Origin of the sequence: Acetobacter zythi, from assembly GCF_963921165.1 — a bacterium.
GTDB lineage: Bacteria > Pseudomonadota > Alphaproteobacteria > Acetobacterales > Acetobacteraceae > Acetobacter.
In genome coordinates, this window is the sequence record NZ_CAWUEO010000038.1 from 1 (window position 1) to 719 (window position 719).

Consider the following 719-nt stretch of genomic DNA (forward strand, 5'->3'; position numbering starts at 1 on the left):
CCAAGCTCTGAACGAGGCATGTCCTGGGTGGTCTTGACTTCATCCCATATATCCGTGATCGTCGATTTATGGATACAGAATCCGCACTCTCGGCCCTCAACGCCCTGTCCCAGTCCACGCGGCTGGAGATCTTCCGCCTGCTGGTGCGCCACGAACCGGACGGGCTGCCCGCCGGGGACGTCGCGCGGCACCTTGATGTCCCGCAGAACACGATCTCGGCCCATCTTGCCACCCTGACACGCGCGGGCCTGCTGACCTCGCAGCGCCACAGCCGGCTGATCGTCTATCGCGCCTGTCTTCCGAGCCTGCGGGGCCTGATGCTTTTCCTCGTCAGGGACTGCTGTGCGGGCAGCCCAGAACTCTGCGCGCCCCTGATCGCAAACCTGTCCTCCAGCTGTCCGTCCCCGGAATCCTGCCCATGACCGTCACCATCTACCACAATCCGGCCTGCGGCACGTCGCGCAACGTGCTGGCACTGATCCGCAATGCGGGAATCGCGCCCGCGATCATCGAATATCTGAAAACGCCACCCAGCCGTGCGGAACTGGTCGATCTGATCGCCCGTATGGGGGTTCCGGTGCGCACGGTCCTGCGGGAAAAGGGCACGCCCTTTCATGAACTCGGCCTCGATAATCCGGCCCTGAGCGATGATACGCTGATCGACGCCATGATCGCACACCCGATCCTGATCAACCGGCCCATCGTTGTCACACCGCTTG

The 719-nt window shown here is 63.1% G+C and carries 2 protein-coding genes; both read left to right on the forward strand.

The genetic code is table 11. From position 1 onward, the window contains the following. Positions 1 to 68 precede the first annotated feature (68 nt). Positions 69 to 422, forward strand: coding sequence for an ArsR/SmtB family transcription factor (locus AABE20_RS11240; protein WP_034927484.1), 354 nt, complete (start codon positions 69 to 71; stop codon positions 420 to 422). After that, positions 419 to 719: arsenate reductase (glutaredoxin) (arsC, locus tag AABE20_RS11245; protein WP_338333148.1), on the forward strand; the 301-nt coding region annotated here is incomplete at its 3' end. The genes AABE20_RS11240 and arsC, both read left to right, overlap by 4 nt.